The following is a 24,504-nucleotide window of genomic DNA, read 5'->3' as shown; positions in this document are numbered from 1 at the left end:
CCGGAGAGTGAAAATTTGGCTTTATAAAACAACCTAAAATTTTTAAAAGGATTTTTACGATAAACAACGAATTAAAAGTAATAGAGTTTGCTTCACATATAGAAACGAGGGGTCAATAAAATGACAAAATTCTACGTTGAAAAATTTAATTTTCAACAACCACAAGAAATAGAAAAAAAGTACGAAGAATTATTAGCCATGCCAGTAGAAACAGTAGAAGAATTAACTGCGTGGTTAAAAGAAGAGTCTCTCATATCTGACGAAATTTCAGAAGGTCTATCTGGACATTATATCGACTTTCAATGTCAGAGTGATTCTGAAGAAGCGAAAAAAGCCTTCGAGTATGATCAAAAGTATATTTTACCTATCGTAAAGCGCTTTGATGCTTTATTAGATGATAAGTTCCTTTCTTCACCAGCGAAAGATCACCTTGATCAATCATATTATGATCAATTTATTAGAAGCAAACAAAACTCAAAGGAGCTTTTTCGTGAAGAAAATGTAGAATTAGAAATAGAAGAGGATCGCTTATCTACCAATTATTTTGAACATACCGGTGGTCTGACTGTTGATTGGAATGGCGAGGAAAAAACGATTAGCCAACTCCAAGAATATCTAGAAGATTCGAATCGTGAAGTAAGAAAAGCAGCAGTTGAAAAAATTGCAAAAGCTTTTTTAACAAAAAAAGATGAACTCCAACATATTATGACTGAACTGATTGAACTTCGAGAAAAGAAAGCAAAAAATGCTGGCCTTGCCAATTATCGAGATTACATGTTTAAAAAGTATGAGCGTTTTGACTACACTCCTGATGATTGTAAAAATTTAGCTGATGCGATCCGAAAACATGTGAAACCTTTGAAAGAGAAGCAGCAACGTCAACGTCAAAAAGAAATTGGTGTCGATGTGTACCGCCCTTGGGACGTAAGAGCAGTACCACTTGGACAAAAGCCTCTCAAACCGTTTAGTCATACGAGCGAGCTAGTTGAAAAATCAGCAGCGATTTTCGAGAACCTCGACCCTCGTTTTGCAGAGTTAATTCGTACGATGGATGAGCGCAGGATGCTTGATTTAGACAGCCGCAAAGGGAAATCACCAGGAGGCTTTTGCGATTCCCTCCCAGTGTCTAAGCTATCTTTTATTTTTATGAATGCAGCAAACAGTCATGATGATATGATTACATTGCTTCACGAAATGGGACATTGTATTCATAATGACTTGAAAACGACACTGCCTTTAAGTTTGTATCGAGATACTCCTATGGAATCTGCAGAACTTGCTAGCATGTCAATGGAATTGATGACTATGGATCAATGGGATCGATTTTATGAAAATGAAGCTGACTTGATACGAGCGAAAAAAGATCAATTAGAAGGGATTATCGACTTTCTGCCGCACGGTGTCATTATCGATCAGTTTCAACATTGGTTATATGAAAACCCTGATCATACAGCTGAAGAAAGAAACGAGAAATTTTATGAACTGACTAAGTCAATCGATTCCAATGTCGTCGATTGGTCTGGTCATGAAGAATGGCTGAAGCACCAATGGCACAAAGTTCTTCACATATTTGAAGTCCCATTCTATTATATTGATTATGTCATTGCACAGCTCGGTGCTGTCCAAATGTACAAACAGTATTGTGACAATCCAACTCAAGCATTGAAAAACTATAAAAAGGCACTCTCACTAGGCAGTTCAAAGTCATTATCTGAAGTTTATGAAGCTGCTGGAATTCAATTTGATTTTTCTGAGAAAATGATTAAAGAGCTCATGGAATTTATCGAGAAAAAATTAGCTGTGCTGAACTAACTTTTCTAATCATTACACTACCGTATATTAATAACCCCAATATAAAATAAATACCTGAAAAAGGAGAAATGGCACTCACCGACGGTGAGTGCCATTTCTTATTAACTGGGTTTTGTCCCAGCCTCTCATTTTCGTTCTTATTGTTCAATTGTTACATCTTGTAATTGGTATAAACCATTTGGATGCTTCCAGAAGCCTTGAACTTCATCACGTAAACCTACTAAATAAGTGTTGTGATAAAGATATAACATTGGTGCTTCTTCTACGAGAATTTCCATTGCTTGCTCATATAGATCCGCTCGAATATCTTCATCAGATTCACGGCGAGCTTCATCAAGAAGTTCATCTAATTCTTCATTGTCCATAAATGTACGGTTACCAGGAGCACCAAAGTTATCAGAATGGAACAATGCATGCATGCCGTAGTCAGCATCTCCTGTTACAGTAACCCAACCGAGAATAAACATATCATGTTCACCTTCAGCTGTGCTGTCTAGGTAAGTCCCCCACTCAAGGACTTCAATTTCAACGTCAATACCAATTGGAGCAAGTTGTGCTTGTAAAAGCTCAGCAATGTCCTCACGCTCACGACTTTCATTTGTCCAAATTGTTGTAGAGAAACCATCTTCGTACCCTGCTTCAGCGAGTAGTTCTTGTGCACGTTCAGGATCATATGGAAGTGCATCAACTTGATCACTAAATCCAAATACTTGTTCACCGATAGGGCCTACCGCCGGTGTTGCAGTACCGTCCATTACACCTTCAATGATTTCATCTTTGTTAATTGCCATTGAGACTGCTTGACGTACTTTTGGATCATCAAATGGTTCTTCTTGCATATTAAATCCAATATATGCAAGGCTTAAACTTTCCTGTTCATAAACACTCGCAGCTTCGTGTCCATCTACACGTGCTTTATCACTTGGACTAACTGGATAAATAATATGTGCTCCGCCAGTTTCTAATTCTCCAACACGTGTCAAGTCTTCACCAATAACTCTAAATGTGACAGAGTCAACCTTTGCTGCGTCACCCCAGTAATCTTCATTCTTAACTAACACGACTTCATCACCAGTAGTCCAGCTATCAAATTCAAAAATACCTGTTCCAATTGGGTTTTCACCGATATAGTGACCTGGCTGTTCGCCATCTTCCATCGCTTCGTAATCAGCTTCAATTGCTTCAAGACTAATCATACCACCACCGCTGTGTGCTAAATGAGACGGTAGTGGAGCAAATGGGTATTCAGTAATAAAACGAACTGTGTAATCGTCTACTACTTCAACCTCTTCAACACTTTCAAATAAGAATGCACGTTGTGAAGCAACATCTGGATCTAGAATACGCTCAATGTTCGCTTTTACAACTTCTGCATTAAATTCAGAACCGTCATGGAACGTAACACCTTCGCGTAATTCAAATTCCCAAATATTATCTTCGACTGCTTCCCATTCTACTGCTAGCCCTGGTTGTAACTCCATATCCTCGTCATGCTTTAGAAGCGTTTCGAAAATATTCGTTTGCACGTTACTCGAAGGAACATCGTTTGTACCGTGAGGGTCCATCCCAACGATATCTGCAGATGTACCAATAATTAAATCATTTCCTTCAACGAGCTCCGTGTCGCCATCTGCTTCACCAGTATCCGGAGTATCTTGGTCTGCATCTGTATCTGATGCACCGTCGTCCGGTTCACTAGCACAGCCGGCAATCGTTAAAGCCATAACCGTTGATAAAGCAACAGCTTTTAAGCTTTTACTTTTAAACATACATTTTCCCCCTTATTTGTATTTAAAAAAAGTTCACACTAATTAAACTACAATAAGTCTCGAAAAAAAACAACATTAAAATAATTGTAAAAATTAAATTTCCGAAAATTGAAAGTAATTATAATAGATTTTCGAGCTGATAATATGAATGAATTTTCTAATAAGGGAATTTATGTAAGCGCTTCCTTTATATTTTTATCACAAAATACGAAATTATCTTAAAATAATTTCCATTTCATAAATTTCCTTGTAAAATAGGATATACATGATATAATTCTAGCTTGTAAACATAAATATTTTTCTCGGTCGATCAGTGGCTTTACTCTACTTTAAATACTCAAAAATGTCTGAACATTATTCATAATGTGTAAATTCCCTTTTTTCGACCAAATCATTTGTGAATGAAATATGACAAAGAAAGCGAGGATTAAATATGGCAGAAACAACTATTAATGAGGCAAAAAATGACATTAAGCCGCCTTCTCCTCATCTCGAAAACTTAAAAACTGTTTTTAAGAAGTTGAGGGCAAACAAAGCAGCAATGGTTGGAGGATTTCTCATTCTCTTCTTTATCATTGTTTCCATTGTCGGACCGTACCTGACACCTCATGACCCATACGTAACGAATGTGAGCGACAAGCTTCATGGTCCATCAGCAGAGTATTGGTTTGGTACAGATAACCTAGGACGAGATATTTTTACAAGAATTATCCACGGAATGTCTTTAACGCTTTACATTGGTTTTAGTTCAGTTATTATCGGTCTCGTTATCGGGGTTGTGATCGGTCTCATTTCAGGTTATTACGGCAAAAAAATAGACGCAGTATTAATGAGATTTATTGATGTACTTCTTGCATTCCCTGGTATTTTACTTGCATTAGCAATTGTAAGTATTTTAGGTGCAAGCTTAAACAATGTAATCATCGCCGTCGGAATATTCTCAGTTCCAATGTTTGCAAGGATTGTTCGGGGTTCTACTCTAGCAGTCAAGAAACTCGAATACGTCGATGCCGTCAAAGCGTTAGGCGCATCTGATGCCAGAATTATTTTCAGACATATTTTACCGAATATTATGTCACCAATCATCGTCCAAGCAACGATCCGTATGGCTACAGCAATATTAACAGCTGCTGGTTTATCCTTTCTAGGTTTAGGGGCACAGCCGCCGACACCAGAGTGGGGAGCAATGTTAAGTGCCGGGCGCAACTATATGTGGGATAGCCCTCACATTGCGTTATTCCCAGGACTTGCCATCGTCATTGTCGTTCTTTCATTTAATCTATTCGGTGATGGCTTACGAGATGCGTTAGATCCAAAAATGAAAGCTTAAGAGAGGTGAGAAACATTGTTCGTATATATTATTAGAAGACTGATCCAAACGATCCCTGTCATTATTGGTGTTACCATTCTAGTATTTTTAATGATGCACCTCATACCAGGGGATCCTGCTCAAATTATAGCTGGGGAAAGTGCACGTGAAGAACAAGTGGAACAATTACGAGACAGGTTAGGTTTAAATGACCCGTTACCGGTTCAATACGGTAGTTTCATTAGTGGTGTTGTACAAGGTGATTTAGGAAACTCAATTCGAAGTGGAAGGCCAGTTACTTCTGAGATCGGTTCACGTTTCTGGGTGACCATCGAATTGGCTTTTTATAGTACGATTTTAAGTATTTTCCTAGGGTTAATTGCGGGAATTATTTCTGCGACAAAGCGTCATACATTTACGGATGTTGCAATTATGATCGTCGCTTTATTCGGTCTATCCATGCCGAACTTTTGGCTCGGACTCATGTTAATTCAATATTTCGCCTTAGATCCGCTTGGCTGGTTCCCTGTTTCTGGCTGGGGCTCACCAAGTCAAATCGTTTTACCGGTCATTACTCTCGGAACAGCAGGGGCTGCGATTATTGCACGAATGACCCGATCTTCAATGCTCGAAGTGATCAGCCAAGATTATATTCGCACAGCACGTGCAAAAGGGGTTAAAGAACGTTATATTATTTACAAACACGCCTTGCGTAATGCATTAATTCCAGTCGTGACCGTTGTCGGCCTTCAATTTGGGACGTTACTCGGAGGAGCCGTCTTAACCGAAGCTGTTTTTGCAATTAATGGAATGGGGCGCTTCGTTGTCGAGGCAATCGCTGCCCGTGACTTCCCGATCGTACAAGGAACTGTGTTAATTCTTGCTTTACTTTTTGTTCTCGTTAACTTAATTGTTGATATTTCATACCGATTCTTAAATAAACGTATTGAACTAGATTAATAGTTATCCTTTGTATTGAAAGGTGGGATTAAGATCATGGAACCTACAAAATCAATTATTGATGTGAAAAATTTACAAACATCGTTTTTTACAGATAAAGGCGAAGTTAAAGCTGTAGACGGCGTTTCCTTCTCTGTTCCAAGCGGAAAAACACTCGGAATTGTTGGAGAATCAGGTTCAGGTAAAAGTATTACCTCCCTGTCCATTATGCGACTTATCCAAGATCCGGGTAAGATCAAAGGAGGGGAAATTTTATTTAATGATGAGAATCTTTTAGATAAAACGGAAGCGGAAATGCGAAGTATTCGTGGCAACCAAATATCTATGATTTTCCAAGAACCGATGACTTCTTTAAACCCTGTATTTACAGTTGGGGATCAAATCGCTGAGTCGTATATGATTCATGAAAAGCTTTCTAAAAAAGAAGCTTTGAAAAAAGCATTAAGTATGCTTGAGCTCGTTGGAATCCCATCTCCGAAAGCTCGTTTAAAACAATACCCCCATGAATTATCTGGTGGTATGAGACAACGAGTAATGATTGCGATTGCGTTAGCCTGCAATCCGCAATTACTCATTTCTGATGAACCGACAACAGCTTTAGACGTGACGATACAAGCTCAAATATTACGACTAATTAATAAGCTTCAAAACGAATTAGGCATGTCGCAAATTCTCATTACCCACGATTTAGGTGTTGTCGCTGAAACGTGTGACTATGTTGCTGTTATGTATGCCGGTAAAATTGTCGAGTATGCGGATGTTGAATCGTTGTTTGCATCACCACAACACCCATATACGGTTGGATTACTTGAATCATTACCACGTCATGATATCGATCAAGACGAATTAAATATTATTAAAGGAATGGTTCCAACACCAGAGAATATGCCAGAAGGCTGTCGTTTTGCACCACGGTGTCCTTTTGCAACAGAGCTATGTACGAATGAGCTTCCTAGTTTAAAAGAGTTAAATAATGAAGCCCAAGTCCGCTGCTGGATTTATTCAGACAAGTGGGATGGTCAGGAGGTGAGTGTGAAAGATGACTACGGATCTTTTACAAGTAAAGAATCTTAAACAATACTTCCCTATTAAAGGGGGAATATTCGGACGAAAAATTAATGACGTAAAAGCTGTTGATGATATTAGCTTTAGTATTAAAGCTGGTGAAACGTTAAGTATCGTAGGGGAATCTGGTTGTGGGAAGTCAACGACGGGACGTGCTATCCTTCGCCTTGATGAGCCTACATCCGGCGAGATTTCATTTGATGGGAAAGACCTTCTAGGCATTAGCCGTCGTGAGATGAGAAAAATGCGTAAAGATTTGCAAATTATTTTCCAGGATCCATACGCATCGATTAACCCTCGTCAAACAGTAAGACAAATCTTAAATGAAGCGATGGCAATTCAAAATGTTCTTCCTAAAGAAAAGCGATATGACCGAATGATTGAATTACTTGAAACTGTTGGATTAGGTCCTGATAAGCTTGACCGTTTCCCGCATGAATTTAGTGGAGGTCAGCGACAGCGAATCGGCATTGCACGAGCGCTTTCGGTCGATCCTAAGCTTATTATATGTGACGAATCTGTATCTGCTTTAGACGTATCCATTCAAGCACAAGTGTTGAATTTATTAAAAAAATTACAACGTGAATTGAACTTAACATATTTGTTCATCTCTCACGACTTAGGTGTTGTCAGACACATTTCTGACCGAGTTATCGTTATGTATTTAGGTAAAATCGTGGAAATTGCAGATAAAAAGTCTTTATTTGATAATCCGAAGCACCCTTATACGAAAACGTTATTATCAGCAATCCCAGTTCCAAACCCGAAAGAACAAAGGGAACAAATTATTTTACAAGGTGATATTCCATCACCAATTAACCCTCCAGCAGGGTGCCGTTTTCATACGCGCTGTCCCTTTGCAACGGACTTATGTGCGAAAGAAGTTCCTGAGCTTCGCACCACTGAATCCGGTATGGTTCCTGATCATCAAGCAGCGTGTCACTATATCGAGGAAATCGAATCTGGAGAAATGAAGCCTAACTATTAATGTTATACCTGAGAAGAAATCCTTCTCAGGTTTTTTTCATGAAAAAACCAATGCTCCTCACATTGGTTTTCTAATCATTTATGCGTTATAATTCATCCCTTTTCTTTTTTTCTAATTGTTTAAAATGATTAATAAAATCAGTTGGATCTGACTTTATTGTATACGAAAAAACACCACGGCTCGTATGCAAGTAAAAGATACTGTCATCTCCTGCTATGTGCCTGAATGACATATCAAAAACAGTATGGAAAGGAAACTCGCGATACCCCGTTACAATGCGATCTTCATATAAATAAATTGTTCGCTTCTCTTCTATATTTACTTGTTCAAGGCCTTGTATCTCCCTTACGACCTTCACATAAGGCTGGGAGGCAATCCAATCCATATAACCCCTCCAATTGCACGCATGTTCGTACATGAAGATATATCATGTCATTATGCTCACTTTATTTATGTATACATGTATTCTTCGCTTTTTATTGGGCATTATCCCATGACATAAGCAATACTCAAATTAAAGAGAAAATCTTTCATCACCCGTGACAATATTTGAGGCAAATATGTTAGTGCTTCAAGAATCATATCAAATGTGTGATAAGGAGAAGATCTCTCTTTCTTTACTTTTTTTCTTCCATTACTGTCATCCCTTTATCAAACATTTTAATTATGTTACGTATTTAACCGTAAAAGGTTTCAATAGTGACAGAAACGAATTAAATACATTTATAGAAGACAGTAAAGAATTGCCATCAATTAACGTGCTGCTAGTATTGTTTTCATCACACCTTCAAAATTCTTTTCTTCCATTGAAGAAAGTCGCAAATCATAATTATCAAAGGTTAATACAGAAGTGGCTTCGTTCGGTACAATGACGCATTTAAGTCCTGCACTTTTTGCTGCAACAAGTCCATTTACGGAGTCTTCAAATGCAACTGCTTCATGAGGTTCCACGTCTAACGCTTTAATGGCATTTTCGTACAATTCAGGGTGAGGCTTGACAACTTCAACCGTATCCCCTGTTTGTATCGTGTCAAAAAATGATACAAGATTATACTTTTTTAAATAATAATCGATCCAGTCCCGGTCAGAACTTGAAGCAAGACCAATTTTTAAACCAGCATTCTTTGCTGCCTGTAAATAGTTCTTAACACCGGGACGAAGTTTTTCGTCCGTCATCATTTCTGAATGTAATTGTTTCGCTCTATTTTCCATTTCCCCTTTGTCAATTTTCATACGTGATTGCGCTTCTAAATATATGTGAGGATCAAACTCCTCTTGTGTTGTATTACCAATACATTGAGCATATAATTCAAGCGGTAAATCAATCTCGTAATCTTGATAAATGGCTTTAAATGCTTTGTACCAAGGTGTTTCAGTATCTACTATAAGTCCGTCACAATCAAAAATAACTGCTTTAATCATCTTACAGTTCTCCTTTTTTGTTCAGTGTAACATACTCATTGATTCACTTACTAAAACGATTATCGACATAGAAACTAAGAATGTCCTTTTAAAAAAGATCGGCATTCAAACACTACCATTAGTAATTTTTTCGGTTCATTGTTATAATACGTATGAATGTCTTTATGTATTTGAAAGGTAGTGGTCTTAGATGGACTTCTTTACAATGCCAGATCCTTCTGAAACAAATTTTGCCTATGCATATATCGTGTTAATTGTCGTATTTCTTGCTACATATTTCACAGTTAGAAAGCTGAAAAAAGCTGAAAAAAAAGCACTGGAAAAGCAAAAGGAATTAGAAGCAAATGCGTACGAACCGTTTGAAGAAAGTAGAAAAAACAACAATTGACGAACGACGATTAAGAGCGAAGTATATTCGGACTTCGCTCTTTTTTTACTATTTCATTAGCACTTTGATTCACACAGGTGGCTCTACTATTGATGTTTCAACCAAATTATTTTACGTTTGCTTTATAGATCGTCAAGCTTCCGAGATTAATGACTGCTCCAACCTTTTTTAAAAAGTCAACCCCTAAAACACCATCATAGCCATTCAACTGATCTGCATCCTTCACTTTAATTTGAAAGTCATGAATCGTTATATTACCAAGCTTAATAAATCCCGCTTCTTTATTCTCACTTTTACCTTCTTGTTCATGATCTAAAATTAATCCTGCTTTGATCGCCGATTCAGAGGAGATGACGGTATGCTTTGAGCTAGTATCGACTAAAACATGTGATAAAACGACTTCACTCTTATCATTGACAATCATCATTTCTGTGACGAACACGCCATCTTCTTCAACTAAGTTCTTCATTTCAATCACCCCTGTATTTATACGTTTGCTTGCTTCAAAATAATCACAGTCATTATTTTTGTGTCCTTACAATTATTTTATCAAAAAAGCATCACACGTAGTGCAAGACAATGTATTTACCTGTCCAATATTATGATCATTAAGTAAGTAACGGTGAACAGCTAGATGTCCTACTCCTCTTATTATCAACACTACTCAAACTCATTCATTTTTCCTTCATCATACTGCATAATCAGTATAACATTTTCACTTTCCACTTTTCACAAAATTGCCGGGGGTATTACCCCCGACAATTTAATGTAATTCTGTATAAAGCCTTTGCTCAATTAATACTGTATCGATCGGACATTCAGCTGCATCCCGTCCATATTGCCAAGCCCACACGTTTGCTTCACATTCTGGTAATGCTGGGTTAAAGGGAGGATGTTCATCCTTTGGAGTCACTCCAGGTTCAGGTTCTGCACTCCATAATACAGACTGAACCCTAACATTTTCACTTCTTTCAACTGCCTCACAATAAGCAGCCTGAAACTCCCCTTCAATTGGGTCGTGATAGTACCCAGGGCGGTAATCACTATTCAAAAAGGTATCTGCCCACCCAATTATCCAGTCTGCATCAACAGCAAAAAAATGCTCGATATTCGCAAAGATGAATACTCCAGGGCTAATCCCTAACCTTCTTGCATTAAAAATCGCATTTCTTGCCGCAACAGTTCCTTCCCGATACCCAACAGACTCTTGGAAATTATTATAAATTGGCATCACTCTTATACCGTTATCATTTATAAAACGAATCTCTTCAACCGTCAACCCTTCACTGATATCAGGGATTGTATTTAAATACCTCCCCCAAAAATCAGGGAAACCAAAGCTTTCCACTACACAATCATACAACGATTCGTCTACAGCTGCAGCAGAGTCTACTCCCCATATAATATTAGGCATTGCACACCCCTCCTAATCGCTAACTATATGCATATCAGCTTGCCTATGTGCACCTCCCTAGCCGTTATCCAATGTATAACGCACATCCTTCTAGTTCACAAAATTGTCACAGACCTGGTCCCTGACAATTTTGTGTTGAAAGAATTAAAAAGGGTTGATTAACAAGTGGATGGCACTTATCAATCAACCTAATCATGTAACGGAAGCTTCCATAAATAATCGATTGTTGTGAGCGATACGTTATGGAACATGTTTCTTCAATATTTTTTTAATAAATAACGGAGTGGTATACATGAAACGATAATAACTATTAAAGCTGATGGTGCAGCTAAATGATAAAGTGACTCAGACGCTTCAAAGTAAATTCTTACAGCTAGCGTATCAAACCCTGGGGGGCGTAACATTAACGTCGCTGGAAGCTCCTTAATGGAACTAACGAAGACAAGAGCACCTCCAGCAAGTACGCCTGGTAAAATCGTCGGTATAATGACTTTAATCATTACCTTCCAAGGAGGGTATCCTAAGCTTCTGGCAGCCTCATCAATTCTTGGCGAAACAAGACTAAGCGATGCTTCACCTGATTGCATTGCTTGTGGTAAGAATCGAACGACAAAAGCAATCGCAATCATATAGAACGTGTTATACAGCGCTGGAATGTGATTATTAAAAATAAACACCATCCCAAGTGCAACAATAACACCAGGAAGAGCATAACCAGCATAACTTAACTTATCAATCGTACTCGATATTACTGACGGGTACCTAGATTTAAGATAAATAATTGGTAATGCTAATGCCATACATAATAGTGCAGCAAAACCTGACACCTGTAAACTATTCCATGCAAATCCGAAAAAACGTTCATCTAAAGCTCCCATACCAATCCCAATAATAGACCAATAGATTAATACGATAATTGGAAGTAACACAGACAGACTGAACACAATTATCACATATACGACCGTTAATGCTTTCCACCTGCCTAGTGGAAGAATATCAGGTTCTTTAAACGTATTTGACGTTTGGTAGTATTTATTTTTCTTCCTTGTCCGTGACTCGATCCATAGAATAATAACTGTCAAGCCAATTAATACTAAACTTAATACTGAAGCTGCAGCTGTATCAAAACCTGCTCTTTGATAATAAATTGCTGCTGTAAAAGTTACATAACGGAGCATCGCGATCGCTCCAAAGTCAGACAAAACATACAAAGAAATCAAAATCGCTCCCGCTCCAATAGCAGGTCTCAAGAATGGCAAGTTCACCTTCCAAAAAACTTGTGATGTGCTCAAGCCTTGTGAACGTGCAACTTCTTCGTAATTTCGATTCATTTTTCTTAGTGACGCACTAGCGATTAAGAATACATACGGGTATGTAAACATTGTTAAAACGAAGAAAACACCCCAAAAAGAGTAAATATTGATCGGGTAATCTCCAATTAATCTTACTAGCCAAGGTATTTCTCGCCATACGTCACGCGCCCAGCCACTTGGACCGAATACAATAATATATGTCATCGCTCCGACATATGGAGGAATGACAAGCGGCAAAGCGAGCAGCCATTGCCACCATTTTCGCCCTGGAATATCAGTCCGAACAACAATCCAAGCGAGAGAGACACCAATAATGATCGCGCATCCTGTTACCGCTGCTGTTAAAGAAAGTGTATTCCATAGCAACTCAGGGATTCTATCGTCCAGAAGGCGCATCCATCTGTCTGTTCCTGCAAACATCGACCGCCATGCGACATATATGATTGGCACAGACATAATGAGTGCAACCATCACACCACAAAGCAATAAGATGAGCCCTGGAGGATTTCCCCTCCATATATTAAACCATTTTCTTCTAAAGAAATGGAGAATGGTTGGGGAGCTTTTCTCCCCAACCTCGGCATCATGCTTATTATTTAATTGAGATTTATTGTTTTTCTCGTTCGTCATTATGCCCTCTCCTGAAACACTGCTATATTTATCTTAAGTCAAGATCTAATCCAGACGATTCAATCAATTCTCTCGTACCTTCAAAATAATTTCCAAGTTCTTTAATTGGCATATCTTGAACGTTTAAATCTGCAAATTCAACAATATGCGGCTCCACTTCTGGCGGGTATTCAGCACCATATTCCGAATTAATTAAAAGCTCTAAAGATTCTCCAACAAACTCAACTTGGTTTTCAGGTAATAAAACCCATTCTAGAAACGTTTGAGCATTTTCTGAGTTCGGTCCGTTTGCTACAAGACCGACACCAGCTGCGTTTGCAATTACGCCCATTTCATCTTCACCTTGATCAAGGTAAATAAAGCCAACATTATTGTCATTTTCTAATAATTGCTGATGAAAATAATAGTTATTTACGAGCCCGAAAGCATGCTCTCCTGCACCGACTGCTCGTCGAATATCACCGTGTCCTTCAAAAATACCTGCTGCATTTTCTCTAATTGAAGCAATCCAGTCAGCCGTTTTTTCGTCTCCCCACTCATATCGAAGTGCAGAAACATTTCCTAGCATACCTCCATTACCACCACGTGTAATCGCGTAACCATTTTCGACATCAGCCCATTTAGCATCGAATAAATCTTCAATACTTTTTGGCATTTCTTCTTCTGTAATCATCTCTTTATTGTAAATAAACCCTCGTGAACGAGCAGAAATCGCAAAGTATGCGTTGTCATCCGCACGGAAGTCCTCTGGAATCGTATCAATTCCATCTGGATTAGATCCTTCCAGTAATCCTTCTCCATGAAGATAACCTAATGCACCTAAGTCATTAGAAATGTAAATATCAGCTTGAACGTTTCCTGCTTCTTCTTGAATTTGTAAAGGCTCTGCTCCGTGAAGAGCTACAACTTCAATACCTGTTTCTTGTTCAAATTTATCTAATAGTGGTTCAACAAAATTTTCGTTACGTGCTGAGTATACTACAAGTTGTCCATCATGTTCTACTACTTCTTCACTTTGATCTTCCTCATCATCAACTGAATCATCTTGATCTGCTGCAGAATCATCATTGTCTCCGCATCCAGCAGCCACTAATAATAACAAAGAAATAATTGCAAACAATCCAAACTTTAATGATTTTTTCATCATTTTCCCCCCACTCAATTATGTAAAATTAAAACGCTTCAATTGAGAATGATTATCACCTCATTGACAATTACAAGTATAGTTTCAATGAGAATCATTGTCAATAAGATTTTTAAAAACTTTCATAAAATAATATTTCCGATGTCGTGACGAGTCGTTATTAGTTATAATTCCTCGAAATCGCGCGAATACTACATTCTATAATAAAAATAGCAATTAAATAAAACCAGAATGTATAATTACTGGAACTATTCGAATAAAGAATAAAATATTCCCGGTTGCTCATCCTTTTTATATAAGGGGGTGAATGTATGGCTGTAGATGTTTTATGTGAAGTGAAAAACTGTAAGTTTTGGGCTAATGGAAATAAATGTGATGCTGATCGTATTTATGTTATTAGTCACACTGGTGAAAAAGCAAAAAAACAAGAAGAAACCGACTGTAAAACATTTGATCCGAAAATGTAACGTCGCTTCAAAGTCGTCCAAGCCTACTTTTCAGGGACGGCTTTTTTTGATTAGAAAAGACCTGATCTATTTTTAAACAGAGCATTCAAATCATCTTGCATGTATAAATACTGGTTACCCCTTCCGACAATGACTTTCCATACCCAAGATAAATTCACAACTTTAACTTGTTGTAATTATGATAAATAGAGAGCTATAGAAAAATAATTTTTTAAACTTACATGTGACTATAAGTGACGATTGTAAGTTTTCAAATATGATAAAATATGAATAGAATTCAATCCAAAGAAAGAATGGAGAGAGTAACATGACTACTGAACCCTTTTCTGAAAAACATAAACATGCACTTTTCATGAATAAATGGACATCACTCAATAATGAAGTCATTGCTGGCTTCACAACGAAACAAGGCGGTTTTAGTAATGCTCCCTTTACTTCCTTTAACTTAGGTCTCCACGTGAATGACGATCAATCATCCGTTGTTAAAAATCGTGAATTACTTGCAGATCAACTAGGCTTTTCTACAGCTCGTTGGACATGTGCAGATCAAACCCATGACAACCATATTGCAAAAGTATCTATCGATGATACTGGAAAAGGTGTTTTCAATTATGATGAAGCCTTGCCGGCAACAGACGGACTTTATACTCGTGAGAAAAATGTTTTACTCACCTTATGCTTCGCAGATTGCGTACCAATCTATTTCATCGAACCAGTCGAGAAAATCATCGGAGTGGCACATGCTGGTTGGAAGGGGAGCGTAAAAGACATTGCAGGAGAAATGATCCGGACGTGGAAAGAACACGAGGGAGTTGACTCGGACAACATTATCACAGCTATCGGTCCTTCAATTGGAGCTTGCTGCTATGTAGTCGATGATTACGTCATAGGTTTTGTAAATGAAGCATTACAAACAGAACAAAATGTTCCATATGAACAGATCAGTGAAGGACAATATGCACTCGATTTAAAAAAATTAAATAGAGCGCTATTAATCAAAGCTGGTATTCCTGCTGAAAATATTGAAGTATCATCATATTGCACGAGCTGCGAGGACACGTTATTTTTTTCACACCGCAGAGACAAAGGAAAAACCGGTCGAATGCTTAGCTTTATTGGCTTAAAGGAACAGTAAGACTTTCCTTGAAGTGTTTTCGCTTCAAGGAAAATCTTTTTATTTTCAACTTAATCCTTTAATATGATCAACCGTAGAGGTATCTAACGATGAAATGACATGAACTAACAGCTTGACTGCATTTTCTAAATCATCAAAATGGACGAGTGATACATGGCTATGGATATAACGAGAAGGAACACTGATGACCATAGTCGGTACACCTTGATGGGCTAAATGAAATTTACCCCCGTCTGTTGCCCCACCTGACATTAATTCTAATTGATAAGGAATATTCTTCGCTTTTGCTGTTTCGACCACAAAATCACGCAGCTTTCTATGCGGCACCATTGAACGATCTAGAAAACCTAAAATCGGTCCATCCCCTAAAGACAGCTTCCCTTCTTCTCCACCCATACCTGGAGTATCTGTCGCAACCCCTACATCGGTTGCAAAAGCTATGTCTGGATTAATCGTATGAGCTAACGTTTCCGCTCCACGCAAGCCAACCTCTTCTTGAACGGTTGCACCAGAATACAATGTGTTCGGAAGAGACTTCCCTTTTAATTCTTCCATGACTCTTAATGCAACATAACAGCCTGCTCTATTATCCCAATTTCTCGCTAATAAAATTTTTTCATTTGGAAGCACTTCAAATGGACAAACTGCTGCAACGGGGTCACCGACTTGTACACCGAAAGATTCAGCTTCTTCACGATTTCCCGCTCCGATATCAATGAACATTTTATCGATTTCTAAGACTTTTTTTCGTTCTTCCGGCTTTAGTACATGAGGAGCTTTAGACCCAATGACTCCAGTCAAATCGCCTTTTTTCGTTAGCACTTTCACACGCTGAGAAAGCATGACATGCCCCCACCAGCCACCTAATGCTCTAAATTTAAGGAAACCGTCTTTCGTAATATGACTAATAATAAATCCTACTTCATCTAAGTGTCCTGCAAGTAATACTTTTTTTTGGCCATTCCCTACTTTCCCGACAAGACTTCCTAAATTATCTGTTTCAATTTTTTCAGAAAAGGAAGAGATTCGTGTTTTCATGACGTTATATATTCGATCCTCAAATCCTGGTACACCTTCAACGTCTGTTAATTCTTTCATTAATTCAATTTTCTTTTGATCCATCCATGTCACTCCTACACATTTTTCCTTAGTATGAGCAAATATAGGAGAAGTTCATGCATGTAATTTTATGAGCGGTGTACTTCCTTAAGTTTACCGCCATAAGTAATTCGGCAAAATAATTTGATTCATGTTATTATCTCTAAACATAAGGATGTCCCCGATTCTGTTTTAGTGTGGTTACTTTAACCTGATCAGAAAGTACCCTTATTATGTATAATTTAGAAACCTTGTTGATTGTCAAAAAATCAGGTGACTAATGCGACTAGCATTTTCATCACGAGCTCCACACGGATGTGGTGACTTCGGTGTTCCCTCAGGACGCGGGGGATTTAGCAGAAGATCTGATCTTGCGAGTTGCTCCGACGGACGACAGGACGTCCTAATGCCGGACATGCCACATAGGACGTGGCGTTTTGACAGGTTGACTCAGACAGCTATAGAGCAATACTAGAAGAGAGAGAAGCAGGAAATCAAAAGATGAAGATCCATCGGGGTGTTTTTCATCGATTATCTGAAGCTTGGCCACGGACAAAGAAGACACTACAATGAAAACGAAGTGTAGCACGAGTAGATGTCGCACTTGTGCTCTGGAGTGCAAGCGAGTGTTTTTTTGCACAATCAACCTCAATTATTATTCTCAGTAAATAAAAAATGACTATCACCGTGTGAGAGCCATTTTTTATTTACTGGGGGTTTGTCCCAGCTTCTACTTATTTCATTGCTGATGTTAGTTGAGGTACAACTTGTTTTTTTCGTGAAACGACTCCTTTTAGAATTGCAGTCTGATCTTGTAATGTTACTTGGAACGCATTCTCGACTGCTAAACTACGTTCACCTATTGCTAAAGCATGGGAATCATTTTCTAAAATATCAGTGACAAGGAACAGGAATAAGTCTAAATTTTTCTCATTGATTGTTTTTTCAATCGCTTTCGTTATTTCTTCCTTTGCTGCAAAAACTTCTTTAGGATCCACCGTATTTACTTGAGCCACTTCTACTTTTTTGTCACCCATTTGAAATTCTTTCGCATCTAATGAAATTAATTGTTCAACCGTTTTATCACTTAAATCAGCACCAGCTTTTAACATATCTAATCCATATTCATTCGCATTAACACCTGCGATGTCAGCTAATTTATGAGCGACATTTATGTCTTCTTCTGTACAAGTTGGTGATTTAAACAATAATGAATCTGAAATGATCGCTGAGAGCATTAATCCTGCTATATTATTAGGAATCTCTACGTCGTTTTCTCTATATAATTTATAAAGAATCGTTGCAGTACACCCGACTGGTTCAGCTCGGAAGTAAAGAGGGTCGCTCGTTTCAAAGTTTGATACTTTATGATGATCAATGACCTCCAGAATACGAACATCATTAATATCATCGACACTTTGTTGAAATTCATTATGGTCAACTAAAATGACTTCATTCGTGTCGTTCACTGCCTTTTCAATAAAGCGTGGACTTTCCACATTAAAGTGCTTTAAAGCAAATTCTGTTTCTCCATTGATTTCTCCTAGCCTGACTGGTTCACAGTCCATACCTAGCTGTTCTTTTAAATGTGCGTATGCAATTGCTGAACAAATCGTATCCGTATCAGGATTTTTGTGTCCAAATATTAGTACTTTTGACATTGTATCACTCCTCAAAATCATTTCTACCACTTCAGATATAAAAATACAATAGGAAAGAATAGAAAAACAAGTATTTTTTCTGTAAAGAACAGCAACTACCACGGCACCTGCCTTCATAAACATCCCAAAAATTCCCATGTGCCAGGCACATGGGAATTTTTGGGTATCAGACATTGTGAGTTAACTTTTAATTGGCTTGCTTTTTGTGAAATATATCAATTTGCAAATTTTGTAGCACGTTTATCGCTTTTCGAACTGGTAATTTTCCTAACTGGAATTCTTCAGATAATACACCTTCAATTTCACTAACCGTCTTTAAAGTTACTTTTTCAGTCTGTCCATCGTCATACCTGATTTCAAATTGATTATTGATTAAAGAAACACTCCGTTTTTTATTCAGTTGCCATAATTGACACCTTAATATCGACATAAATGTTGAACCTGGTTCCATAGATTTCTCGATTACCTCGGAAAAATCCTCGAACTTGTATTCAACATCTGCACGGAACTCCCATACATTCCCCCGTTTAATCCCTTCGTAGTACCGGACGTATTTATAATGATCCGCATTTTTATTAACAGGTAAAATATAGACTTCATCTTCAGCGAACTTCACATAATTCTCTCTCTCTTCCGCAATACGAATCGGTGTAAAAACCGGTGCAGCTGACCCACAATCAACATAGTACTTCTCACCATCAAAAACGACAATAATGCCTATATGAACTTCACCAAGCATGACATGATAACAATCAAAACCTAGTTCTTTTAATAATTCCATAAAGTTAGCATTAAGCGTATAACACGTTCCCCCGAAATGATAATCTTTATAATTCTCAATAAATTTCTCCTTGGATGGAAGGGACTTCATATCACGATATAAAATCAACTTACTTATATTCTCAAAAGGGAATGTATTTAAATGTGCATGACACAGCCTTACTAAATAAGAATAAGTTGGCTTTTCAACTGTCAATTGTAATTGTTTTACATATTCTTCTGCCCATTTTGACTTTATCTTCATATCTTCTCTCCCTTTCCCACTTGAACTGTTCCTGAAGTATCAACATGAATATGAATATTCGGATCAATCGTAATTGTCAAAGGATGAACCTCTGCCTCTATAATTGAAAAGTACCAGCGTCTTTTTTCAGGACCTAATAGAATATAAGAACCAGATTCACCGAGAAAATTAAGTTGTCCTGCTTTAACAGGAGCATCTCTTACATCAATCCCAGCATCAATCAAGCTTTTTCCAACATGAAGAACATTCTTTGTCGTTAGACTAATCTCACTAATGTTCATTATCTTCCTTACAGAAAAACGCTCATCACTTTTTTCAGACAAGGAATGGCGGGATATAAATTCAACCACATTTCCAGAAGGGTCGTAAAAATAAAACGAGTGTGCATCTGAATTCTCAAAATACACTTCGTCTTGCCCCTCCTCTACATTTAACTTCACTCTTTGCTTTGCCCATGCTTTTGCTTCTTGAAAATGATTGGCAAATATATTAAAAGCAAAATGATAGACTGGTGATGTATGAAATCGATTGGCTTCAATCCTTAATCTACTGTCTCCAACCTGAAACACAATACTCGTTTCATTTTCACCAATTATCGAAAATCCGAGTGTGTGATGATAAAAATGCTTCATCTTGTTCATGTCGTTGCTATATATTTTCACTTCTTTAATAAGCATAACTGTTCCTCCTTATTATAGATTCTCAATCAAGGATCATTGCTTCATGTTTTATAACTTGAGAAACTTGGAACTCACAACGCTTTTTATGGATCACTCGTTTCACAGAGGAAAACGTTGATCTTTGTATGACCACACGTCCTCTCTCATGTGGTAACTCCGGTCGGTCGTTACACAAATCATACTAATAAAAAGATAAAAAGGAATCCTTCTATGACTGTAACTTTTCTACAACAAAAGTCGTACAATCAAGCAACCATTCGCCTCCAAGGAATTTGAATAAGATGAACCTCTTATACGATTGAGCTTAACGAACTGTAAACAATATCCAATTACATTCTATACATGTTCTAGGACAATCCAATTACAGAATAGATTACATATAGAGTGATTTAGGAGGGATCAAAATGTTTTTCCATATTAAAGAGTTGCAATATGAAGCACGGCCAAGTCGACCAGATGCACTATTCGCGAAGCAGCTACAAGAAGTGCTAGGAGGACAGTTTGGGGAAATATCAGTAGCCCTACAATATTTATTTCAAGGGTGGAACAGTCGAGCTGACGCAAAATATAGAGATCTATTAATGGATGTAGGAACAGAGGAGCTAGCCCATGTTGAAATGCTTGCAACGATGATCGCGCGGCTGCTTGATAAAGCACCTGTAGGTGATCAAGAGACGGCTGCACAAAACCCAGTTATCGGTGCTGTATTAGGTGGAATGAATCCACAGCACGCAATCGTTTCAGGTTTAGGTGCGATGCCAGCTGATAGTGTCGGAAACCGCTGGACTGCTGATTATATTATCGCGAGCGGTAATTTATTAGCTGATTTCAGGGCGAATTTAAACGCGGAGTCACAAGGGCGATTACAAGCGGTCAGACTATATGAATCGACAAACGACCCGGCTGTAAAAGATATGCTTTCTTTCTTAATTGCTCGAGATACGATGCATCAAAACATGTGGAAAGCTGCGATAGCTGAAATTGAGGCACAGGAAAACATCGTAGTACCGAGTACTTTCCCTAGAGAACTGGAAAAACAAGAAGTCGCTTATCAATTTTATAATTTATCTGAAGGGGAAGAAAGCAGTCGAGGTAGATGGGCGAGTGGTCCAAGTATGGACTCTTTAAGTCATTTTCAATATGTATCACCAGCACCTGCCTTTGGACCGGCACCGAGATTACACCCTGCTCCGCCTTACATTCACGATACCTTACCATTTATACGTGATGAACATCTTGAGCCAGATAAAGGTTAATAAACAGTTAACAAAAAGAGCACTTGTGCCCTGGTTAAAAACGTCCTGCGATAGCGATTTCGATTCTATAAGATTATAAAATGAAAAAGTGGTGTCCTCAATACTTTTGAGACACCTCCTTTTTTTCTTCTTTAACGGTTATAAACTGAATAAAGCTGCTATAACATGCCCAAGAAACATAGAGATAAAGTAACTAAACGTCATTATGTTATTCGTTATAACTCCAAAACAGATTCCAGCTAAATAACCACATAAAATTCCAATTGGTTGTATAATGAACGTTAAAAAATAAGCATAGTAGGGTGCTGAAAGACTAGATTTGGTACCCAAACTGCTATGCCGGTAACAAAACAAAGAAACGATAGACTGAATAAAACGTGCACATTCTCAATTTCATGATTAGATCGCCAAATCTTCAAATCTTTTAATATCTTTATTATGCCCAATAACGATAAGAAGATCACCTTTTTGAATAGCATAATCAGGTTCTGGGGAGATATTAATATCAGTTCCTTTTTTGATCGCTAAAATCGTTATTCCATACTTTGCTCGAATATCTAAATCTATTAACGTATTGCCTTCAAGCTTTGCCGAAGCAATTAGTTCTACAATACTGTACTCATCCGAAAGTTCAATAAAATCAATGACCTTTTCATCCGCCATTTGCTGGGCTACTCTTCGCCCCATATCATTCTCTGGATGAACGATCTGATCTGCACCTATCTTCTCTAACACTTTATGATGATAATCGTTTTTTGCTTTTACCCATACATTTTCAATGCCTGCTTCTTTTAATAGCAAGGTCGTTAAAATACTTGCTTGAATATTGTCCCCGATCGCGACAACGACGTAGTCAAAGTTTCTAATCCCCAATGAACGCAGCGTTGCTTCATCTGTTGAATTTGCAACAACTGCATGCGTCGCAATATTGGCAAATTCATTTACTTTATCTTCATCTGAATCAATTACAAGGACTTCATTCCCTTGACCGATCAGTTCTCTGCATACACTACCTCCAAATCTACCTAACCCAATTACAACAAATTGCTTTCCTTTTGCCATAGTTCGTCACTTTTCCTTTCCGCGGGAGTATCACAGCAATTTCTACTATTACTTGTTTTATATTTATCAAATAAGCCTGTCAATTTTTCATTCATTATATTTATCAGGTTTCGAAGTTATTTTTCTTTTACAGTTAATTGTATGTTCACTTGTGCTGGATCTGTTATGAACAGAGACCTTTCTTGTATTTCGTACTGATAATGATACGTATTAATGTTTTTACGCACGTTCTCAAATGCATCTTCGTTTGGAAGAACAATTGTATAACGAGCAATGCCTACAGCACGTTCAGGTGGGTTTGGTGCATCCGCTCCAGCCCAAATATTTAATCCGATGTGATGGTGATAACCTCCAGCTCCGTGAAAAAGCATCCCCATTCGTTTATCATTTTCTACTGTTGTATCAAAGCCAAGCACATCTTTATAAAACTTGCGAGACTGATGTAAATCATTAACATGGAGGTGAATATGTCCAATCTTCGTATTTTCAGGCAACCTTTCCCATTGCTCTCCGCCCCCTGCCTCGAGTAAACTGTTTTCATTTAACGGATCCACAGTCATAATGTAATTCCCATGCTCATCTTTCAACCAATGATCGCGCGGCCGGTCATGATACAATTCAATCCCATTACCGTCTGGGTCCGATAAATAAATCGCTTCACTTACATAATGGTCTGACGAACCTAACCGAATGTTATGTTGCAATAGATGTTCATATACATTTCCGAGATCCTTTCGCTCTGGTAAAAGAATCGCAAAATGATAAAGTCCAGTTGCTGACCTAGGTGGCAGCACAACTGCATTTGGTACTTCTTTCAATACAAGCAACGATTTGTTTCCATCTGCTGTCAATGTCACAGAATCTCGCTTTTTTTCTAAAATCCTAAATCCAATTATTTCTTTATAAAATTGACTCGATTTTTCTATATTGCTAACCTTAAGTTTCACTTCTCCTAACTGCGTGTCTTCGTGTATTTGAAAAGTCATAGCATATCCCCCCTTCTTTGACTAAAGTGCATATACACATTTTAATATAAATACGATAGGAATATCATTTAAAAACACTTACTTTTACCAATTAGAAAAAGACACTGTAAACACAATGCCTCTTTTAAATCATTTTTCAGTCCTGAATCCGTGATGAAATAATTTACACTTTGTATGAATCCTAAAAATCTTTCAATTTAACTATATTGGATTATTATTCGAATCCGTTACTGGCGGACGCTTTCCGCGGGCACGGCCTCAGCCTCCTCAACGCAAAGACCAGCGTCTGCGGGGTCTTCAGCTCGCGCTATTCCCGCTGGAGTCGCCACCATTCACTTCTTCGAGTGAACAGAAGATTCTACTTCAAACCTTGTTTTAATAAGAATAGGAACTGTTTTGTTCAAATTCTTATACACCAGGAAGGTGTTACGGTGAAATTTATTTTAGAAGCTTCTGATGAAACTTTATCCACTCATTCTGGATTAGGTCTAATTGGTTTACTTTTATCAAAAACGGAACTCTCCACTCGTTTAACCAGCTTAAATGTTCCTGAGATGAAATCTGCTCCAGCCATTAGAAATGGTGATGTCATCACATCTTATATCTGGATTCTATCTCAGAGTGAGAAGGTTTTGACCATATTGAACCATTCCGAAAAGATCCCTTCTTCTATCGTGCATTAGGTATAAAAAGTGTTCCGACGACGAGTGAAAACTGTGATCCATAATTTAATAACTCTAGCATCGAAGATGGTATCACACGCTCGCAGGCTCTATTTGAAATTTGGTAATCATAGTCCGTGGTTTCTAACATTTAAGCGAATATATTCAGCTTTTTCAACGTAACTTTTTGTGATGATACCATTTTTGCTGCTAACAAAAAGCATTTTTTTGTGAGGTTTATTTAGTAAACTTAAAAACA

The 24,504-nt window shown here is 37.9% G+C and carries 23 protein-coding genes and 1 pseudogene; 11 read left to right on the top strand and 13 right to left on the bottom strand.

Features of this window, described 5'->3' with window-relative positions:
- The first annotated feature begins 120 nt into the window (after positions 1–120).
- Positions 121–1,812, top strand: coding sequence for a M3 family oligoendopeptidase (locus CD001_RS13020; RefSeq protein WP_096188127.1), 1,692 nt, complete (start codon positions 121–123; stop codon positions 1,810–1,812).
- Between the two features lie 137 nt (positions 1,813–1,949).
- Here the strand turns inward: CD001_RS13020 and CD001_RS13015 are convergent, their stop codons facing one another.
- On the bottom strand, positions 1,950–3,581 hold the full coding sequence (locus CD001_RS13015; RefSeq protein WP_096188126.1) for a glutathione ABC transporter substrate-binding protein: 1,632 nt from the start codon (positions 3,579–3,581) through the stop codon (positions 1,950–1,952).
- A 433-nt stretch (positions 3,582–4,014) separates the two neighbouring features.
- Between CD001_RS13015 and opp1C the strand changes: the two genes are divergently transcribed.
- The 4 genes from opp1C to CD001_RS12995 are packed head-to-tail and all read left to right on the top strand — an operon-like array spanning position 4,015 to position 7,903.
- Positions 4,015–4,911 carry a nickel/cobalt ABC transporter permease gene (gene opp1C, locus CD001_RS13010; protein WP_096188125.1) on the top strand — a complete coding sequence of 299 codons (897 nt, stop codon included), beginning with the start codon at positions 4,015–4,017 and terminating at the stop codon, positions 4,909–4,911.
- Between the two features lie 15 nt (positions 4,912–4,926).
- Positions 4,927–5,850: a nickel ABC transporter permease gene (nikB, locus tag CD001_RS13005; RefSeq protein WP_096188124.1), complete on the top strand. Its 924-nt coding sequence runs from the start codon at positions 4,927–4,929 to the stop codon at positions 5,848–5,850.
- Between the two features lie 36 nt (positions 5,851–5,886).
- Positions 5,887–6,924, top strand: a complete 1,038-nt coding sequence (locus tag CD001_RS13000) for an ABC transporter ATP-binding protein (RefSeq protein WP_096188123.1) — start codon at positions 5,887–5,889, stop codon at positions 6,922–6,924.
- Entirely contained in the window at positions 6,890–7,903 is a 1,014-nt protein-coding gene (locus CD001_RS12995; protein ID WP_096188122.1) for an ABC transporter ATP-binding protein, read from the top strand. Before CD001_RS13000 ends, CD001_RS12995 begins: the two co-directional genes overlap by 35 nt.
- A gap of 85 nt (positions 7,904–7,988) precedes the next feature.
- On the opposite strand, the gene CD001_RS12990 is transcribed toward CD001_RS12995, so the two are convergent.
- Together CD001_RS12990 and CD001_RS12985 are read right to left on the bottom strand one after the other, a co-directional pair.
- Positions 7,989–8,288, bottom strand: a complete 300-nt coding sequence (locus CD001_RS12990; protein WP_096188121.1) for a hypothetical protein — start codon at positions 8,286–8,288, stop codon at positions 7,989–7,991.
- A 368-nt stretch (positions 8,289–8,656) separates the two neighbouring features.
- A complete protein-coding gene (locus CD001_RS12985; RefSeq protein ID WP_096188120.1) occupies positions 8,657–9,325 on the bottom strand; it encodes an HAD family hydrolase in 669 nt (222 codons plus the stop codon).
- A 190-nt stretch (positions 9,326–9,515) separates the two neighbouring features.
- On the opposite strand from CD001_RS12985, the gene CD001_RS12980 reads away from it, so the two are divergent.
- Entirely contained in the window at positions 9,516–9,713 is a 198-nt protein-coding gene (locus tag CD001_RS12980; RefSeq protein ID WP_096188119.1) for a hypothetical protein, read from the top strand.
- Between the two features lie 106 nt (positions 9,714–9,819).
- On the opposite strand, the gene CD001_RS12975 is transcribed toward CD001_RS12980, so the two are convergent.
- From CD001_RS12975 to CD001_RS12960, 4 genes are all read right to left on the bottom strand, one after another.
- Positions 9,820–10,182 carry a pepsin/retropepsin-like aspartic protease family protein gene (locus tag CD001_RS12975; protein WP_096188118.1) on the bottom strand — a complete coding sequence of 121 codons (363 nt, stop codon included), beginning with the start codon at positions 10,180–10,182 and terminating at the stop codon, positions 9,820–9,822.
- A gap of 294 nt (positions 10,183–10,476) precedes the next feature.
- Positions 10,477–11,127 carry a glycoside hydrolase domain-containing protein gene (locus CD001_RS12970; protein WP_096188117.1) on the bottom strand — a complete coding sequence of 217 codons (651 nt, stop codon included), beginning with the start codon at positions 11,125–11,127 and terminating at the stop codon, positions 10,477–10,479.
- A 257-nt stretch (positions 11,128–11,384) separates the two neighbouring features.
- Positions 11,385–13,070 carry an ABC transporter permease gene (locus tag CD001_RS12965; protein WP_096188116.1) on the bottom strand — a complete coding sequence of 562 codons (1,686 nt, stop codon included), beginning with the start codon at positions 13,068–13,070 and terminating at the stop codon, positions 11,385–11,387.
- Positions 13,071–13,098: 28 nt separating this feature from the next.
- On the bottom strand, positions 13,099–14,214 hold the full coding sequence (locus CD001_RS12960; protein WP_096188115.1) for an extracellular solute-binding protein: 1,116 nt from the start codon (positions 14,212–14,214) through the stop codon (positions 13,099–13,101).
- Between the two features lie 311 nt (positions 14,215–14,525).
- On the opposite strand from CD001_RS12960, the gene CD001_RS12955 reads away from it, so the two are divergent.
- Both CD001_RS12955 and pgeF read left to right on the top strand, forming a co-directional pair.
- Positions 14,526–14,681 carry a DUF1540 domain-containing protein gene (locus CD001_RS12955; RefSeq protein WP_096188114.1) on the top strand — a complete coding sequence of 52 codons (156 nt, stop codon included), beginning with the start codon at positions 14,526–14,528 and terminating at the stop codon, positions 14,679–14,681.
- A gap of 307 nt (positions 14,682–14,988) precedes the next feature.
- Positions 14,989–15,816, top strand: coding sequence for a peptidoglycan editing factor PgeF (gene pgeF / locus CD001_RS12950; RefSeq protein ID WP_096188113.1), 828 nt, complete (start codon positions 14,989–14,991; stop codon positions 15,814–15,816).
- 45 nt (positions 15,817–15,861) lie between these two features.
- Here the strand turns inward: pgeF and CD001_RS12945 are convergent, their stop codons facing one another.
- From CD001_RS12945 to CD001_RS12930, 4 genes are all read right to left on the bottom strand, one after another.
- Positions 15,862–16,938, bottom strand: a complete 1,077-nt coding sequence (locus CD001_RS12945) for a M42 family metallopeptidase (RefSeq protein WP_179298734.1) — start codon at positions 16,936–16,938, stop codon at positions 15,862–15,864.
- A gap of 710 nt (positions 16,939–17,648) precedes the next feature.
- Positions 17,649–18,575, bottom strand: coding sequence for a manganese-dependent inorganic pyrophosphatase (locus CD001_RS12940; protein ID WP_096188111.1), 927 nt, complete (start codon positions 18,573–18,575; stop codon positions 17,649–17,651).
- Between the two features lie 187 nt (positions 18,576–18,762).
- Positions 18,763–19,599 carry an arylamine N-acetyltransferase gene (locus CD001_RS12935; RefSeq protein ID WP_096188110.1) on the bottom strand — a complete coding sequence of 279 codons (837 nt, stop codon included), beginning with the start codon at positions 19,597–19,599 and terminating at the stop codon, positions 18,763–18,765.
- The gene (locus tag CD001_RS12930) at positions 19,596–20,276 is read right to left on the bottom strand and encodes a VOC family protein (protein WP_096188109.1); all 681 of its coding nucleotides are present in this window, start codon (positions 20,274–20,276) and stop codon (positions 19,596–19,598) included. The genes CD001_RS12935 and CD001_RS12930 overlap by 4 nt, the downstream gene beginning before the upstream one ends.
- Positions 20,277–20,683: 407 nt before the next feature.
- On the opposite strand from CD001_RS12930, the gene CD001_RS12925 reads away from it, so the two are divergent.
- Positions 20,684–21,535: a manganese catalase family protein gene (locus tag CD001_RS12925; RefSeq protein ID WP_096188108.1), complete on the top strand. Its 852-nt coding sequence runs from the start codon at positions 20,684–20,686 to the stop codon at positions 21,533–21,535.
- A 399-nt stretch (positions 21,536–21,934) separates the two neighbouring features.
- Here the strand turns inward: CD001_RS12925 and CD001_RS12920 are convergent, their stop codons facing one another.
- The gene (locus tag CD001_RS12920) at positions 21,935–22,597 is read right to left on the bottom strand and encodes a potassium channel family protein (RefSeq protein ID WP_096188107.1); all 663 of its coding nucleotides are present in this window, start codon (positions 22,595–22,597) and stop codon (positions 21,935–21,937) included.
- Between the two features lie 116 nt (positions 22,598–22,713).
- Positions 22,714–23,583, bottom strand: a complete 870-nt coding sequence (locus CD001_RS12915; RefSeq protein ID WP_096188106.1) for a VOC family protein — start codon at positions 23,581–23,583, stop codon at positions 22,714–22,716.
- A gap of 431 nt (positions 23,584–24,014) precedes the next feature.
- Between CD001_RS12915 and CD001_RS12910 the strand changes: the two genes are divergently transcribed.
- Together CD001_RS12910 and CD001_RS27335 are read left to right on the top strand one after the other, a co-directional pair.
- Complete coding sequence (locus tag CD001_RS12910; protein WP_096188105.1) at positions 24,015–24,266, top strand: hypothetical protein; 252 nt, start codon at positions 24,015–24,017, stop codon at positions 24,264–24,266.
- A 15-nt stretch (positions 24,267–24,281) separates the two neighbouring features.
- Positions 24,282–24,428, top strand: a pseudogene (locus tag CD001_RS27335) (IS1380 family transposase); the annotation flags it as partial.
- Positions 24,429–24,504 lie beyond the last annotated feature (76 nt).

This window comes from Evansella halocellulosilytica, from assembly GCF_002335745.1.
GTDB classification, from domain to species: Bacteria; Bacillota; Bacilli; order Bacillales; family Salisediminibacteriaceae; genus Bacillus_CA; species Bacillus_CA halocellulosilytica.
The sequence above is the reverse complement of the archived record's forward strand: the minus strand, read 5'-3'. Positions and strand labels throughout refer to the sequence as shown.

Bases quoted from the DNA above. Each gene is read 5' to 3' on its own strand.
- CD001_RS13020 (WP_096188127.1), top strand. From the start codon at position 121: ATGACAAAATTCTACGTTGAAAAATTTAATTTTCAACAACCACAAGAA.
- CD001_RS13015 (WP_096188126.1), bottom strand. From the start codon at position 3,581: ATGTTTAAAAGTAAAAGCTTAAAAGCTGTTGCTTTATCAACGGTTATG.
- opp1C (WP_096188125.1), top strand. From the start codon at position 4,015: ATGGCAGAAACAACTATTAATGAGGCAAAAAATGACATTAAGCCGCCT.
- CD001_RS13000 (WP_096188123.1), top strand. From the start codon at position 5,887: ATGGAACCTACAAAATCAATTATTGATGTGAAAAATTTACAAACATCG.
- CD001_RS12995 (WP_096188122.1), top strand. From the start codon at position 6,890: ATGACTACGGATCTTTTACAAGTAAAGAATCTTAAACAATACTTCCCT.
- CD001_RS12990 (WP_096188121.1), bottom strand. From the start codon at position 8,288: ATGGATTGGATTGCCTCCCAGCCTTATGTGAAGGTCGTAAGGGAGATA.
- CD001_RS12985 (WP_096188120.1), bottom strand. From the start codon at position 9,325: ATGATTAAAGCAGTTATTTTTGATTGTGACGGACTTATAGTAGATACT.
- CD001_RS12980 (WP_096188119.1), top strand. From the start codon at position 9,516: ATGGACTTCTTTACAATGCCAGATCCTTCTGAAACAAATTTTGCCTAT.
- CD001_RS12975 (WP_096188118.1), bottom strand. From the start codon at position 10,182: ATGAAGAACTTAGTTGAAGAAGATGGCGTGTTCGTCACAGAAATGATG.
- CD001_RS12970 (WP_096188117.1), bottom strand. From the start codon at position 11,127: ATGCCTAATATTATATGGGGAGTAGACTCTGCTGCAGCTGTAGACGAA.
- CD001_RS12965 (WP_096188116.1), bottom strand. From the start codon at position 13,070: ATGACGAACGAGAAAAACAATAAATCTCAATTAAATAATAAGCATGAT.
- CD001_RS12960 (WP_096188115.1), bottom strand. From the start codon at position 14,214: ATGAAAAAATCATTAAAGTTTGGATTGTTTGCAATTATTTCTTTGTTA.
- CD001_RS12955 (WP_096188114.1), top strand. From the start codon at position 14,526: ATGGCTGTAGATGTTTTATGTGAAGTGAAAAACTGTAAGTTTTGGGCT.
- pgeF (WP_096188113.1), top strand. From the start codon at position 14,989: ATGACTACTGAACCCTTTTCTGAAAAACATAAACATGCACTTTTCATG.
- CD001_RS12945 (WP_179298734.1), bottom strand. From the start codon at position 16,938: ATGGATCAAAAGAAAATTGAATTAATGAAAGAATTAACAGACGTTGAA.
- CD001_RS12940 (WP_096188111.1), bottom strand. From the start codon at position 18,575: ATGTCAAAAGTACTAATATTTGGACACAAAAATCCTGATACGGATACG.
- CD001_RS12935 (WP_096188110.1), bottom strand. From the start codon at position 19,599: ATGAAGATAAAGTCAAAATGGGCAGAAGAATATGTAAAACAATTACAA.
- CD001_RS12930 (WP_096188109.1), bottom strand. From the start codon at position 20,276: ATGCTTATTAAAGAAGTGAAAATATATAGCAACGACATGAACAAGATG.
- CD001_RS12925 (WP_096188108.1), top strand. From the start codon at position 20,684: ATGTTTTTCCATATTAAAGAGTTGCAATATGAAGCACGGCCAAGTCGA.
- CD001_RS12920 (WP_096188107.1), bottom strand. From the start codon at position 22,597: ATGGCAAAAGGAAAGCAATTTGTTGTAATTGGGTTAGGTAGATTTGGA.
- CD001_RS12915 (WP_096188106.1), bottom strand. From the start codon at position 23,583: ATGACTTTTCAAATACACGAAGACACGCAGTTAGGAGAAGTGAAACTT.